This window comes from Soonwooa sp. (assembly GCF_030151385.1).
In the GTDB taxonomy this organism is placed as follows: Bacteria; Bacteroidota; Bacteroidia; order Flavobacteriales; family Weeksellaceae; genus Soonwooa.
In genome coordinates this window covers 1-13,659 of record NZ_JASLDS010000045.1, presented here as the reverse complement: position 1 = coordinate 13,659, position 13,659 = coordinate 1, and the positions used below count along the sequence as shown (strand labels likewise).

At 35.5% G+C, this 13,659-nt stretch carries 13 protein-coding genes; 6 read left to right on the top strand and 7 right to left on the bottom strand.

Annotation, left to right across the window (positions count from 1 at the left end):
• The first annotated feature begins 5 nt into the window (after window positions 1-5).
• Both Q1V95_RS07625 and Q1V95_RS07620 read left to right on the top strand, forming a co-directional pair.
• A complete protein-coding gene (locus tag Q1V95_RS07625) occupies window positions 6-287 on the top strand; it encodes a hypothetical protein (RefSeq protein ID WP_300672358.1) in 282 nt (93 codons plus the stop codon).
• A gap of 156 nt (window positions 288-443) precedes the next feature.
• Window positions 444-3,356, top strand: coding sequence for a VIT domain-containing protein (locus Q1V95_RS07620; RefSeq protein ID WP_300672357.1), 2,913 nt, complete (start codon window positions 444-446; stop codon window positions 3,354-3,356).
• Between the two features lie 43 nt (window positions 3,357-3,399).
• On the opposite strand, the gene Q1V95_RS07615 is transcribed toward Q1V95_RS07620, so the two are convergent.
• The 5 genes from Q1V95_RS07615 to Q1V95_RS07595 all read right to left on the bottom strand — a co-directional run bounded on the left by Q1V95_RS07615 (window position 3,400) and on the right by Q1V95_RS07595 (window position 7,771).
• The gene (locus tag Q1V95_RS07615) at window positions 3,400-3,735 is read right to left on the bottom strand and encodes a WG repeat-containing protein (RefSeq protein ID WP_300672356.1); all 336 of its coding nucleotides are present in this window, start codon (window positions 3,733-3,735) and stop codon (window positions 3,400-3,402) included.
• Between the two features lie 41 nt (window positions 3,736-3,776).
• Window positions 3,777-4,700, bottom strand: a complete 924-nt coding sequence (locus Q1V95_RS07610; protein ID WP_300672354.1) for a hypothetical protein — start codon at window positions 4,698-4,700, stop codon at window positions 3,777-3,779.
• A 62-nt stretch (window positions 4,701-4,762) separates the two neighbouring features.
• Window positions 4,763-5,683, bottom strand: a complete 921-nt coding sequence (locus Q1V95_RS07605; RefSeq protein ID WP_300672352.1) for a hypothetical protein — start codon at window positions 5,681-5,683, stop codon at window positions 4,763-4,765.
• Window positions 5,684-5,792: 109 nt separating this feature from the next.
• The gene (gene hemH / locus Q1V95_RS07600; RefSeq protein ID WP_300672350.1) at window positions 5,793-6,854 is read right to left on the bottom strand and encodes a ferrochelatase; all 1,062 of its coding nucleotides are present in this window, start codon (window positions 6,852-6,854) and stop codon (window positions 5,793-5,795) included.
• A gap of 38 nt (window positions 6,855-6,892) precedes the next feature.
• On the bottom strand, window positions 6,893-7,771 hold the full coding sequence (locus tag Q1V95_RS07595) for a NifU family protein (RefSeq protein WP_300672348.1): 879 nt from the start codon (window positions 7,769-7,771) through the stop codon (window positions 6,893-6,895).
• A 317-nt stretch (window positions 7,772-8,088) separates the two neighbouring features.
• Here Q1V95_RS07595 and Q1V95_RS07590 point away from each other — a divergent pair, with 317 nt between their 5' ends.
• The 4 genes from Q1V95_RS07590 to Q1V95_RS07575 all read left to right on the top strand — a co-directional run bounded on the left by Q1V95_RS07590 (window position 8,089) and on the right by Q1V95_RS07575 (window position 11,387).
• Entirely contained in the window at window positions 8,089-8,604 is a 516-nt protein-coding gene (locus Q1V95_RS07590) for a gamma carbonic anhydrase family protein (RefSeq protein ID WP_300672346.1), read from the top strand.
• A 3-nt stretch (window positions 8,605-8,607) separates the two neighbouring features.
• On the top strand, window positions 8,608-9,567 hold the full coding sequence (locus Q1V95_RS07585) for a YihY/virulence factor BrkB family protein (protein WP_300672344.1): 960 nt from the start codon (window positions 8,608-8,610) through the stop codon (window positions 9,565-9,567).
• Window positions 9,568-9,573: 6 nt separating this feature from the next.
• Window positions 9,574-10,146, top strand: a complete 573-nt coding sequence (locus Q1V95_RS07580) for a DKNYY domain-containing protein (protein WP_300672342.1) — start codon at window positions 9,574-9,576, stop codon at window positions 10,144-10,146.
• A gap of 191 nt (window positions 10,147-10,337) precedes the next feature.
• Window positions 10,338-11,387: a DUF4407 domain-containing protein gene (locus Q1V95_RS07575; protein WP_300672340.1), complete on the top strand. Its 1,050-nt coding sequence runs from the start codon at window positions 10,338-10,340 to the stop codon at window positions 11,385-11,387.
• Between the two features lie 174 nt (window positions 11,388-11,561).
• Here Q1V95_RS07575 and Q1V95_RS07570 read toward each other — a convergent pair whose 3' ends face one another.
• Window positions 11,562-12,014, bottom strand: coding sequence for a DUF6759 domain-containing protein (locus Q1V95_RS07570; protein ID WP_300672338.1), 453 nt, complete (start codon window positions 12,012-12,014; stop codon window positions 11,562-11,564).
• Between the two features lie 177 nt (window positions 12,015-12,191).
• A complete protein-coding gene (gene guaB, locus Q1V95_RS07565) occupies window positions 12,192-13,652 on the bottom strand; it encodes an IMP dehydrogenase (protein ID WP_300672591.1) in 1,461 nt (486 codons plus the stop codon).
• Between the last annotated feature and the right edge of the window lie 7 nt (window positions 13,653-13,659).

Sequence of the window (13,659 nt, the reverse complement as noted above, 5' to 3'; positions counted from 1 at the left end):
TAAATATGAAAAACGCAGCGCTTTTTATCCTAACTTTTCTAGTGATTATCTTTTGTGCTTTTGCATATTTGTATATTGATTTTAAATTGATAAATTACAATTTTAGTCAAATTAGAAAAGGTATGCATTTGTCGGAAGTTACACGTATTTTGGGAAAACCCGATATGACCTATGACTCTGCGCCTGGTGAAGTGCGCCTCGTTTATGTTCCAGTTTTTCGAATATCAAGGTATATGGTTTTCTACAATTCTAAAGACGAGCTTGTAACAATGACATGGAGCGATTAGAAAGATCAAATTATTTTAAATATTAAATGAAAGTCTGAGTTTTTTGCTCGGACTTTCTTATTTTTATGAAACACTAAAACGGATTGTATGAGAAAAAATATTTTTTTGTTTCTGGCTTTTTTATGCAGTTTTTTTTCATTTGCTCAGATTGCTAAAATGGAAATCTTAAATGAGCGCGGAAAAAGTACTTCTGATAAGCTTGTGAGCCTAGACAAATTGGATGTTCAAACTAAAATTGTCGGTAATCTCGCGAACACAATTGTGACTATGACTTTCAAAAATAATTCTAATCGGGTGTTGGAAGGTCGTCTTACGTTTCCCTTGCCCGAAGGGATTAGTATTAGCGGATTTGCTTTGGATGTCAACGGAAAGTTGCGTGATGCTGTGCCTGTTGAAAAAGCTAAAGCAAAAGAGGTTTTTGAAAGTGTAGAACGGCGCAAAGTGGATCCCGGAATTATTGAAAAAGTTGAAAATAGCTTTAGAACACGTATTTATCCTATTCCAGCAAACGGAACGAGGATGGTGCAAGTACAATTCAATGAGAATCTAAAGTCTGAAAATGGACAATTATTTTACAACTATGTTTTCTCAAAAGATGTTGTAATTCCTAAGTTTGATTTAAAAGTTCAAGTTTTTGATGAAGTTCAAATACCGACTTTGGAACAACGTCCTGATGGCGATTTTAATTTTGTTAAACAAGGAAACGCGTGGACGGCGGAGATTTCTAAAACTAATTTTAAGACCAAAGACAATTTAAAGGTTTATTTGGATCAAGACCTAAAAGGAAAACTAATTAGCCAAGCTGCTTCTGGGAGTTATTATTTCTTACTGAATGTCCCGATGCAACCGATTACTAAAGCGCGAACGCTTCCAAAAACGCTTGGATTAATCTGGGATAATTCTCTGAGTATGTCCAAAAGAAACTTGGAGAAAGAACTGAAATTTTTGGAAGCTTATTTTAATACCAACCGAAATGTTAAGCTGAAGTTGGTTCTACTAAATAACAAATGGGAAAATGCAAAAGACTTCCAGATTTCGAATGGCAATTTTTCTGAATTAAAACAATATCTATCAACAATTCAATATGATGGTGGAACTGATTTTAGCCAACTCAAAAATATTGAAGTAGATGAGTATTTGTTCTTTACAGATGGTATTTCTGGTTTTGGTGATTTAAAAATGAATTTGACGAAACCTACATTTTGCGTGACTTCTAATGTGACTTCCAATTTCTCGCAACTTCAATTTATTAGTCGAAAAACGGGCGGCGAATTTATCAACTTGGCAAGCAACGATGTTAATGTAGAATTAAATAAAGTGCTAAAAACCAATTTGAAATTTTTAGGGATAAAACCAAATTCTTCAATCTCGGAATTGTATCCTAGTTCAGGGAAAAATGTTGGTAACAACATTAATATAGTGGGGATTTCAAACACGAAAAATACTAAAGTAGTGCTTCTTTTTGGTTATGATAATCAAGTTTCGGAAGAGAAAGTAGTCGATTTAGATTTTGAAAAAAATGCAACCAGCAATTGGAATATAGCACAGGTTTGGGCGCAAAATAAAATTGAAGATCTCGAACTTCAGCCAAAAGAAAATGCCGATGAAATTAGAAATCTTGGAAAGCAGTTCGGAATTGTGACCAGCAATACAAGTTTGATTGTTTTGGAAAGCCTTGATGACTATGTGAAATACAGCATTGTTCCACCAGCAGAGCTTCGCAAAAATTATGATGAGATTATTAAAAACAAGCGAAACGAAATGACTGAAAGACGTGTTGATATTATGAAGCGTGCGGAAGAAACTTTACAAAGTTTAAAGGAATGGTGGAATACAGATTTTAGCCGAGTAAAAAAATATCCGAAAGTCAATGCTAAAGAAGTGCCAGCGGATGTTCCAAGTATTGTCGTTGTCCCTGATGTTGCTGTCCCTGTTGCAAATGAATCGCGGCCAAAAATAGACTCTGTACAGACAAAAGATATTGAATCGGTTGTAGTAACGGCTTCTGGTATTTCTAGAAAAACTGCAAGTTATTCTGTTGCAAGTTATGAAGTGGTTAATTCTGCTAATGTTTCGACAGTACAAGCTTTAGAAGGACATGTGGCAGGACTTACAATTACAAATTCTGCCGACGAAATTAAAGCAAACATTAAAACAATTGATGTCAAATCTACTGCAGAATATATGAAGTATTTTCAGAATTTGAATTCTGCCAAATTAATTTATCAAGAGTATCTTAAGCTACGAAAATCCTTTGCGGAGACTCCAAGTTATTATTTTGATGTTGCTAATCTATTATTTAATCTTAAGGAAAAAGAACTTGGTCTAAGGGTTTTGAGTTCTATCACAGACTTGGATTTAGAAAATGAAGAATTGTACAAACTTGTTCTTTACCAATTGAAAAAACAAGGTATTAATGATAAATCTGTTTTTATAGCCAAAAAGATTTTGGAGTGGCGACCTATGGATCCTCAAAGTTATAGAGATTACGCTTTAGCGTTGGAAGATGATGGGCAATATCAAGAAGCTTTGGCGCAATTGTATAAGGTTTTTACTAATGATTATACTGAGGAGATAGCGGACAGAGATTTTGAAATCGAGGAAACTGTTTTGATGGAACTGAATGAGTTAATCAACCATCGTAAAGCCAATCCTAAAGATATCAATCCAAAATTGATTGCAGAACTTCCAGTCAATATTCGTGTGGTTCTTAACTGGAACAAAGATAATACCGATATCGACCTTTGGGTAACGGATCCTAGTGGTGAAAAGTGCATGTATTCTAATAAAAATACAGCCGTTGGAGGCAGGTTAAGTGACGATTTTATGGGAGGATTTGGTCCTGAACAATTTATTCTTAAAAAGGCAATTAAAGGCAAATATAAAATCGAAACTGACTTCTACGGTGAGCAGCAAGCTTCTATTTCTGGACCAACGACATTGATGGCAGAAATATTTCTAAACTATGCTTCTGGAAAACAAGAACGAAAAATAGTAGTTTTCCAAAGTGATAAGAAAGGCGAAGGTGGCAACAACAACGGAATACTTGTCGCAGAGTTTGAGTATTAAATAAAAAATCCCTCAGAAAGAGGGATTTTTTTAGATGCAACAATTACTTCTTGTTGTATTTTGTTTTCAATTCTTCTAAAGTATAAGTTGCGGGAACCACTTCTTTTCCTGTATTATCGATAAAACCATAACCATCAGATATGTTTTTAACCAAAGCCCAACCTTGCTTATATTCATTAAACTTACCAATTTTAGCATAAACTGGTTGCACTACAACCTTTTTGTTTTTATCAATAAAACCAAAAGTGCCACCAATTGTTTTTACTTTAGCCCAGCCCGCCTGCTCCTTGTCATAGCTATATACTTTTTTGTATTGCGCATTAACAAGTGAGAAAAAAGTGCTTGCTGCTAATATTGTTATTGTCGTTATAAATTTCATAAAACTATTTTTTTGTTGAGTGTTTTGCAAATTAAATGAAATTAATCAAACTTCAAGTCCATGAAGTCAATATATTTTTGAGGAATTAAAAACTTTTTGTGGTCGAAATCGACCTCGAATTGGAAGCTTTGAAACTTGTCCAAAACTTGTATTTCGACCCAGTTTTCTCCACCTACATAGGATGCGTGACATTTTCCTGCAACAGTGAAAGATTTTTTTGGTTGTCGGTATTGCCACACTTTGGTTATGCTGTCCGAGCTTTTATAATCCCAAGTTGGTATGCCCGCCGTTACGGTTTCGTTCATGTATTTAGTCTGTCGTTCAACGAAGTCTTTTTTAATAAAATCAAGTACTTTTTCTCGTGATTTTTCGGATGATTTATAAGTTTTTAAAAGCTTTAGATTGTCGGTGTAGACATCGATTGTTCCTTTGCCATAGAATATCAATAGACCTTCCGTCTTGGCGGTTTTTTGATTGTCAAAAATACCTGACCAATATGCCGAAGCGTTTATCGTTTTAGTGATTTTTAGAGATTTTAAGTCAAGTATATCATAGCTATTTCCTAATTCACCAATGATGAAATCTTTATTTTCACTTAAATTTTCATATTTCTTCGGAAGCTTAATTCGTTCTGCAAAATGTTCTGGAATTAAATAACTGAAATTCTGGTCTTTATAATGAATGTAAGTTTTGTCGCCAATTTTGATGCCTCCAGTAAATGTTGCTATCATTGGAAACTTTTCTCCTGTTTGCTTGGAGTAAAAATCGGTTGCTCTCTCTTTGTTCATCGCTAAAAAATCAGTAAAAAAGAAATTAACATCTTGATAGGTTGGCGCCAAAAATTCTGTCTGATTGGTGGTGTCTACAATGCCGTAAGTTCTGTTGTGAGCAAAAGCGGCATAGCGATTTTGCGAAAATAAAATGCTGAAAACAAATAAGAATGTCAGTTGTATTAGTTGTTTCATTTTTGTGTTTTTATCGTTATGAAAGATAATTGTTTTGTTCTAAAATTTTTCAAAAACTTATTTTAATCAAATTTTAAATCTAGTTCGTCGATGTATTTTTGAGGTAGAATAAATTTTTTGTTTTTAAAATCGACTTCAAACTGGAAGCTTTGCAGATAGTTGACTTCCTCGAGGCTAATCCAATCCTCAGAAATTGCAAATCTTGCTTGATAGCGTCCTTTCAAACTAAATTGTTTATTTGGCGACATTGTATTTTGGATTGTAGTTTTATCACCATCAATTTTGGAAATCCAATTTTCAGCTGCTACAGGACTTATCACAGTTGGTGGCGGAACAAGTGTCACTTCAAAATCTTTTTTAATTATCGACAAGACCGTTTCCTCAGATTTTTCTGTGGACTTGTAATTGCCCAAAAGTTTCATTTGGTTGTCATAGATTTCAATTGTTTTGTCGCCATAGAAAAGCATTAAAGGCTCTAAATCTTGATTTCCTTTAACTTTGAAATAGTTGAAATAATTGTAAGGAGCGGGAATATTTTTGATGAGTTTTAGGTTGCTGTCGTAGATGTCAAATCCTTTGTCAAACGAAGCAATAACAAAAGTATTGAATCTTCTAAAACTATTATATTTTTTGCTAAGCTTTATTCGCTCCGAGACTTTTTCAGGAATTAGATAAGAGGATGTCGCATCTTGATAATGAAAATAATTTCGGTTGTTAAGTTTTATTGCGTCTTGTTCTTGGTCTGTTAAACTAAATTTTTCGGCTGTAGTTTTAGAATAGAAATCAGTTTTTGCGCCTGTTTGCAAAGCTAAATAATCTTTGAAGTGGAAATCTATTTTGGTATAAGTTGGTGCTAGATACTCACTCAGGTCTTTGGTGTCGACAATACCATATTGCCAATTTTTCGCAAAAGCTTCGTAACGATTTTGACTATTAAATAATGCTAAACAAAATATCGATAGAAGTATTAAATAATTTTTCATATAAGTGTTTTAGCTTTTCGAAGATAATATTTTTGTTTTTAATGCTATTTAACAAAACGAAAAAACCTCAGAATTTCTGAGGTTTTTATATACTAAGTTTACTTTTTTTTTAAACCAAATAAAATTGATTAAGTTTTTCTTCACACAAAGTTTTAACAACATTAATCCACTGGTCTTCGTCATTAAGACAAGGTATGTAATGGAAATTTTCGCCACCAGCATGTAAGAATTCTTCTTTTCCCTCCACCGAGATTTCTTCCAAAGTTTCCAAACAATCGGACACGAAAGCTGGACAAACTACCGCAATGTTTTTAATTCCCTTTTTAGGAATGCTTTCGAAAGTCTCATCGGTGTAAGGCTCAACCCATTTGTCTTTTCCCAAACGCGATTGGAAACTTACAATCACTTTCTCTTTCGGAATACCCAATTTTTCAATCACCAGTTCGGTTGTTTTGTAACATTGGTGTCTGTAGCAATAAGCATTGTGCGTTTCTACTTGGCTGTTGATGCAGTTGGCATCATCAATTTTGCATGTGTTAGAAGGGTCGGTTTTATAAAGATGTCTTTCTGGAACACCGTGGTAAGAAAACTGCAAGGCATCAAAATTAGTCGGCAATTTTTCACGAATACTTTCTGCTAAACAAGTTACATAATCTTCACGATTATAAAACGGCTGAATGTAATTGATTTTTACATTCGGAAATTTTTTCTTGCGAACGCTTTCTGCTTTTTCGATAACCGTTTCTGTCGTACTCATCGCATATTGCGGATACAAAGGAAACAAAACAATCTCCGAAATGCCTTGGTCAACCAGTTTTTGAATACCAGTTTCGATGCTAGGTTCTGCATATCGCATTCCGATTTCTACAGGAACATCAACCTGCTTTTGAAGCTTTTCTTTGATTTGTTCTGTTATGACAATCAAAGGTGAACCTTGCTCTGTCCAAACCGTTTTGTAGGCTTCGGCAGATTTTGCAGGACGTGTTTTCAGGATAATACCTTGCACCAAAAGCGCACGACCAATCCAGCGATAATCGATAACACGTTCGTCCATCAAAAACTCGTCGAGATAGTCTTTGACATCTGCAACAGAAGTTGACTTTGGCGAACCTAGATTAACGAGGAGGATTCCTTTTTTGTTGGCTTTTGGTTGAGTAGTATTGGTATTCAATTTTTTGTATTAAAAGGTTTGCAAATATATTTAAAAGATTATCCGTTGACTGCTTCAACTTTGTCTACTAAGTCAGGAACAAATTGTTTTAAAATATTTTCGATACCGTTTTTAAGCGTTGCTGTTGATGACGGACATCCGCTACAAGCTCCTTGCAGAAGCATTTTAGCCGTTTTGTTGCTTTCATCATATTCCATAAGAGAGATTTTTCCACCATCATTTTCAACGGCTGGTGCCACGTATTCCATAAGGATGTCGCTGATTTTTTGCTCGTTGTCAGTATAATCTCTGTTAAGAATTTTTTGAACAGGATTTTCGTGTGGATGCGGTTCTACATTAGAGATTTCGCCACCACCTTGTAGATAATCCGCCACTTTGGAGCGGACTTGTGTCATAATCTGATGCCACTCGTATTGGTTATCTTTGGTCACTGCAACAAAGTTGTCGCTGATAAAGACTTCTTTTACAAAATCGAATTCCTCGAAAAGTGCTTTTGCTAAAGGAACAAACTCTGCGTCTTGTACATTTTTGCATTCTAAAAAGCCGTCCATAAGCATTTTGTTAGAAACGAATTTCATAACATTTGGATTAGGCGTCATTTCAGAATAGATTTGGTACAATTCTTTTTTCTTTTGCAGGTAGATTCTTGGATTGGCAAGAAGTTCGTCTTCGATAACGTTTTTAAGACTTTCGGCAATATGTTCCCATTCTACAATGTCTTCTTTGGCAACTGCGATAAAGTTAGCCGTGATAAAAATACGGTTAACAAAAGGATAGTTGAACAATTCTTGCGCTAATGGGATTTCCGAAATGTCGGAATCTCTATCGAGTTCTAAAGAGCCTGGGATAAGGTTGTAATCTGCTACAAACTTTAGGACTTTAGGGTTTTCTGTTGGTTCTATTAAAATTTGTCTCATAGACTGGATTTTTCTTATGCAAAAATATCGTAATTTGGTGGAAGAAAAAAATGGACAATAAGCCTAAAAATCTATGAATGCTTGAAGAATAAGACTTTATGTATTGTTTGATTTTTTCTATAAAGGTTATTTTTCTACGGATGCGGAATTTCTAGCCCCGATGGGAGCATTTGTTTGAGCTCTTTGCAAAAATTTGGCCTTTGTTTTGGCTTGCAAAAGCGAGTGCGGACAGCGGGAAATAGCTCCTAAAAAAATGATGACTTGAAATGGCTTCTAAAAAAATGTTATTAATAAAAGTAAAATTATAAAATTAAGAAATGGCAATAGTTAGAGAACTTCTAGGAAAGACGCCCAAATTGGGAGAGAACACATGGTTGGCGGAGACGGCGACGATTGTTGGCGATGTAGAAATGGGGAGAGATTGCAGCGTGTGGTACAATGCGGTGATTCGTGGTGATGTTAACTCGATAAAGATTGGCAACAAAGTGAATATACAGGATAACGCGATGGTGCATTGTACTTATCAAAAGTGTCCGACGGTTATTGGAAATAACGTGTCCATCGGTCATAACGCGATTGTGCACGGTTGTACGCTGAAGGATAATGTGTTGATTGGGATGGGTGCGATTGTGATGGACGATTGCATTGTAGAAAGTAATTCGATTATTGCTGCAGGTGCGGTTGTTACTGCAAATACACATATTGGGGAAGGCGAAATCTGGGCTGGTGTGCCTGCTAAAAAAGTGAAAGATGTTTCGCAACAGTTGATTGAGGGCGAGATTAACAGAATTGCCGACAACTACGTGAAATATTCTGGTTGGTATAAAGACTAAAATATGATAAAGCTAATCTCGGACTTTTGGAATGTTTTGAAACAAAGCAGCAGCGAGTGGATGAAGTCGTCTGCGAGCAAAGATAGTGCGAGTATTGCTTATTATGCGATTTTCTCGCTTCCTGGATTGCTGATTATTGTGATTTGGGTGGCGGGAAATTTTTTTGGTGAAGAAGCCATTCGCGGTGAGATTACTGCACAGTTTCGTGGGATTATGGGCAAAGATGTTGCAGGAAGTATCGAAAGTATTATTACCAGTGCTGTAATTGATCGACAAAATATCTGGATGAAGGCTTTGGGTGTCGGGACTTTAATCTATGGTGCGACGACTTTGTTTTTCCAAATGCAAACTTCGCTTAATCAACTTTGGGACATCGAATCTGCACCAAAGCGGGCTTGGCAAAAATTTTTGTTGGATCGCGCCAACTCGTTGGGGATGATTTTGGTGATTGCTTTTTTGTTGTTGATCAGTATGGTGTTATCCTCGTTGTTGGGTTTAGCAAATAATCTTATCACGCATTATTTCGGTATCGAAACTTATATCTTGATGCAGGTTTCCAACTTTATTATGGGATTTTTGGTGGTGACTTTGTTGTTTGCTTTTATGTTCAAGGTTTTGCCCGATGTCGAAATCTCGTGGAAGTCTGTGTGGATGGGCGCTGTGGTAACCGCTTTGCTATTCAATATTGGTAAAATGTTGTTGAGCATGTATTTTGATCTGTCCAAGCCGACCTCGGTTTTTGGTGCTGCTGGAACAGTTATTCTTATTATGATGTGGGTTAATTATAGTTGTCAAATTATTTTCTTCGGCGCAGAGTTTACAAAAGTCTATGCCTACATGAAAGGCCACTCGATAAAACCGTCGAAGTTTGCAAAATGGAATGCCGAAAAGCGATTACGCGACCAAGAAAATAGCATCATTGTCCCTGTTGAGGACGATTTGGCGAATAAAACTGAATCCTAGTTTTCAATGAAAAGTTTGAAATTTTTGTTCTTGGTTTTAATTGTTGGGTGTTCTAAAAAACAAGGAGACGATAGTATTTCTTTGTCAAAACCTAAGGATACCAAATTAAAAACGAATCCAGTAGAATATGCATTGGCGGATAGTCTAGCACTAATGCACATCAAAAATCAATTTTATAAAGATAAAACTGGTGTCCTGTTTGAAAAAACTTTTGCACAAAAAGAGGTCAATGGGAAGCTGCAAGATGTGGAATATTTTAATGCTGTGATTTCGCAAGATATTGATGCATATAGTTTTGAACAGATTGGGGATTCGTGGTATGCAAAAGATAAAAACAATGTTTATTATTATCGACCGACGAGTGGCGGAATGCAAATTAGTAAGATTGAAAATGCAGATGTCAATAGTTTCCAAGTTCTAAACAAACATTATAGATATGCGATTGATAAGAATAAATTTTATCAAGATGCTAGTTCTATTAATGCTTTTGCACCAAAAAGTACAACACAAATCAAAGATCAGCAAGGCAAAATACTTGCGCTGAAATCTCCCGATCAATATCTCGTTCTTGAGAAATAATTTTTGATCCTAACTTTTTCAAATTTTCTTTATTAATAAGTATTTCGAATGCTTGTTGAAAAGTCATTGATAAATTTAAAAATAAGATTAAAAGTCTTGGCATATTTTTCGCTACTTGGTTAAGCCTATTACTATTTGTAACAAAATAAAGAATGTGCTGACAAATAGTGAACTAAATAACTGATTTAACAATGAATGGATTACAACATTTTTTAATATTATGCTCGGGAGGCAATATTCATATTTTGAAGAAAACGCCTTCGGAATGGAACAAGTTTGCGGGTATTGGTGGTATCGTTTTGTTTACTGCAATCTTTGCAACCTTGTCTGCAGGATATGCCATTTTTACGGTATTTGATGATTATTGGGTTGCTGCTGGATTTGGACTATTGTGGGGTTTAATGATTTTTAATCTCGACCGTTATATTGTATCGTCGATTAAGAAAACTGTCGGTTGGTGGCATCAATTGTTGATGACTTTGCCGCGTTTGGCTTTGGCAACTTTTCTAGGCATTATCATTGCAAAACCTTTGGAACTTAAGATTTTTGAAAAGGAAGTCAACAAGCAACTTAACACGATTATTCAACGGAATAAAAAACAATTGCAAGCCGAAATGAACGGCAGAATTTTGCAACAATCTGGACCATTTGATACCGAGAAAAAGCAGATTAATGATAAAATTGCAGCTTACAGAATTTCTTATGATTCGGCAGCGGTAGAATTGGAAAAGGAAATTCTTGGTACCAAAACTGGACTTACCAGCGGTAAAGAAGGTTATGGTCCTAATGCTAAACGTAAAGCCGAACTAAAAGAGCAACGCCGACAAGATTTAGAAAATTATCAAAAACAAGTCGCGCCGCGTTTGGAGTATCTCGATAAAGAAATTTCTAAAGTCTACACCAACCTTGAAACCGAACGTAAAAGTACCGAAACTTTTGAAGACAAATTCAATGGTTTTGCCGCGCGATTACAGGCTTTGGATGAGTTGGGGAAAAACTCAGCAATCATTGCTTTGGCAGCGAGTTTTATTATGGGCATGTTTATTTGTCTCGAGATTTCGCCAGTGTTGATTAAGCTAATTTCCAATGTTGGTCCTTATGATTATCTTTTAGAAAAGACCGAACATTCTTTTAAAGTTTATGCTAAAGAAAAAATTGCCAAAGGCGATATGAGTAGCAAACATCGATTGAAGGTTTTTGAACGAGATCTCGATAAAGACGATTCTGAATTTCAAGAATAGTATTTCTTTTCAAAAAAGTAAATCCGACTCAGCTCGCTGAGTCGGATTTTTTGTTGCTATAAATTCTCTGTGCAAATTTTCTTTAATTTTTCTTGAATTAGTAGTTTTGGAAACAGATTATGTACACAGAAATTTATCGCCTAGTATCAGTCTTTAATTTCAAAAAGTAAAAAATTACTTCGTGCCTAAACTTATTACAAGTGCATCCGAAATGTTTTTTTGAGAATAGTATTGTGCACCACAAACGTTGGACTTCAAAGTATAATTCCCTTTATCGATAACGAATTGATTTTTGGTATTTTTAGAAACGGGCAAGTTGTAAACTTTGTTTGTTCCCGATTGTATCAATCTTACAATGATATCACAACTCGAAGTGTTGGTAATAACCGCAGCTGTTTGTTTGTCCTTGGGATCCGAATTGTTAAGCAAATAGGTGAGGACCTGTGCTGTTTCATCTTTTTTATTGATTTGGTCTTTTGCAATAAGTTCTGCAAACTCTCGGCTTTCATTAACAGATGAACTTGTTCCCGAATTGGGTCTGTATGTAGGATAGCTCGTAGGCATTATGTCACAACCAACTAATAATAACAAAAATGCAATAAGAAAATAAGCTTTTATTTTAAACATAATTTCAAAAATAGTTTTGATTTGGGCTTTTTAAAGAAAGTAAAACCAGCAGTTTTATAAAGTTTAAAATTACAGAAATAAGTTTTACTTTAAATCAAATTTCACTTTTAAAAAAGTTTAATAACAAAAAAAAGCTGCCACAGAGGACAGCTTAATTGTTTTATCTAAATCTTTAGTTTATAAAGAATAGTTAGGCGCTTCTTGTGTGATGATAACATCGTGAGGATGTGATTCTTTAAGACCACTTCCTGTAATCATTACCATTTTAGACTCTTTTTGTAAAGTTTCAATATCTTTAGCACCACAATATCCCATACCAGCACGAAGACCACCAGTTAATTGGAAAATAACATCTTCCAATTTTCCTTTGTAAGGTACACGTCCCTCGATACCTTCTGGTACGAATTTTTTAGCTTCACTTTGGAAGTAACGCTCCTTACCGCCACGTTTCATTGCAGAAAGACTTCCCATACCTTGATAAGATTTGAAAGTTCTACCTTGGAAGATAATTTCTTCACCAGGTGCTTCTTCAGTTCCTGCCAAAAGAGAACCCAACATTACAGCACTTGCTCCACTAGCAATCGCTTTTACGATATCACCAGAAAGCTTGATGCCTCCATCCGCAATAACGGCAACATTTTTCTTTTTAGCATATTCGTACACATTATAGATTGCAGAAAGTTGAGGAACACCAACACCAGCTACAACACGTGTTGTACAAATCGATCCGGGACCAACTCCAACTTTAAGAACATTAGCGCCAGCTTTTATCAAATCTTTTGCAGCTTCGGCAGTTACGATGTTTCCACCAACGATGTCTAGGTTAGGATAAGCTTTTTTAATTTCAGAAATTTTGTCAAGAACACCTTTAGAATGACCGTGTGCCGAATCAATCGCAACAATGTCAACGCCTGCAGCAACAAGTGCTTTAACGCGATCCATAGTATCTTCGCCAACACCAACACCAGCACCAACAATTAGGCGACCGTTTTCGTCTTTGTTAGCATTGGGATATTCCATTTGATTGTCGATATCTTTAATGGTAATCAGACCAACCAATTTATTTTTCTTGTCAACAATCGGTAATTTTTCAACACGATTTTTAAGAAGAATTTCTTTAGCTTTTTCTAAGTTCGTATTTTTATCAGACGTGATAAGGTTTTCGCTTGTCATGATCTCAGCGACTTTCATGTCAAGGTTTTCCTGATATTTAACATCACGGTTTGTGATAATTCCAATCAAGATTCCGTCAGCGTCAACAACAGGAAGTCCAGAGATTTTGTATTTTGACATCAAATCTTTAGCTTGTCCCAAAGTATGGTCTTTTGACAAGGTTACAGGATCGGAAATCATGCCGTTTTCTGAACGTTTTACACGATTAACTTGTGCAGCCTGCTCAGCGATCGTCATATTTTTGTGGATAAATCCTAAACCGCCAACTCTTGCTAAAGCAATTGCTAAATCTGCTTCTGTCACAGTGTCCATCGCTGCAGAAACGATTGGAGCATTAAGCGTGATTTTGTCTGTAAGTCTAGATTTTAAAGATACCTGATTCGGTAAAACTTCTGAGTAAGAAGGGATGAGAAGAACATCATCAAAAGTGATGGCTTGTTCAACAATTTTGTTATGAATAGACATTTTTACT

Coding starts and splice junctions, on each gene's coding strand:
- Q1V95_RS07585 (WP_300672344.1), top strand. CDS start 8,608: ATGATAAAGCTAATCTCGGACTTTTGGAATGTTTTGAAACAAAGCAGC.
- Q1V95_RS07610 (WP_300672354.1), bottom strand. CDS start 4,700: ATGAAACAACTAATACAACTGACATTCTTATTTGTTTTCAGCATTTTA.
- Q1V95_RS07580 (WP_300672342.1), top strand. CDS start 9,574: ATGAAAAGTTTGAAATTTTTGTTCTTGGTTTTAATTGTTGGGTGTTCT.
- Q1V95_RS07605 (WP_300672352.1), bottom strand. CDS start 5,683: ATGAAAAATTATTTAATACTTCTATCGATATTTTGTTTAGCATTATTT.
- Q1V95_RS07625 (WP_300672358.1), top strand. CDS start 6: ATGAAAAACGCAGCGCTTTTTATCCTAACTTTTCTAGTGATTATCTTT.
- Q1V95_RS07615 (WP_300672356.1), bottom strand. CDS start 3,735: ATGAAATTTATAACGACAATAACAATATTAGCAGCAAGCACTTTTTTC.
- Q1V95_RS07595 (WP_300672348.1), bottom strand. CDS start 7,771: ATGAGACAAATTTTAATAGAACCAACAGAAAACCCTAAAGTCCTAAAG.
- Q1V95_RS07575 (WP_300672340.1), top strand. CDS start 10,338: ATGAATGGATTACAACATTTTTTAATATTATGCTCGGGAGGCAATATT.
- Q1V95_RS07620 (WP_300672357.1), top strand. CDS start 444: ATGGAAATCTTAAATGAGCGCGGAAAAAGTACTTCTGATAAGCTTGTG.
- Q1V95_RS07590 (WP_300672346.1), top strand. CDS start 8,089: ATGGCAATAGTTAGAGAACTTCTAGGAAAGACGCCCAAATTGGGAGAG.
- Q1V95_RS07570 (WP_300672338.1), bottom strand. CDS start 12,014: ATGTTTAAAATAAAAGCTTATTTTCTTATTGCATTTTTGTTATTATTA.
- guaB (WP_300672591.1), bottom strand. CDS start 13,652: ATGTCTATTCATAACAAAATTGTTGAACAAGCCATCACTTTTGATGAT.